The following is a 351-nucleotide window of genomic DNA, read 5'->3' as shown; positions in this document are numbered from 1 at the left end:
GATTTCAGGAAATGGTGCGTAACCGCCTGATGGTGCTCAGTGCCGCCGCCGAAATTGCAGGTTTTGGTCGCATGTTGAGTATTAAGAACAACTGGGAAGTGTTACCCAAGGATTATGTACATCTCCTTATCCGGGCAGGCGGTATCATTGCTGGGGGGCGTCTGTTGTAGATGGGGTGGGGATGATTAGGCTTGGATTGGATGCATCTAAGGCGGGGGATGATGAGGCGCAATGGATGTACCAAAAAGCTGCTGATTTTACTATTATTGGCGGTTTTATAAGTGGTGGTGGGGCATATTTGGGAATATTGCAGGTATTGGTGCGTTATTAATTTTGTCTGGGGCGATTTAT

The 351-nt window shown here is 47.6% G+C and carries 1 protein-coding gene; it reads left to right on the top strand.

All coding sequences use genetic code 11. The features are described from left to right. Window positions 1-181 precede the first annotated feature (181 nt). Entirely contained in the window at window positions 182-331 is a 150-nt protein-coding gene (locus AC2A1E_RS24385; RefSeq protein ID WP_484385903.1) for a hypothetical protein, read from the top strand. The last annotated feature ends 20 nt before the right edge of the window (window positions 332-351 follow it).

The organism is Serratia sp. HNCC26DJ206, from assembly GCF_057180605.1.
The sequence above is the reverse complement of the archived record's forward strand: the minus strand, read 5'-3'. Positions and strand labels throughout refer to the sequence as shown.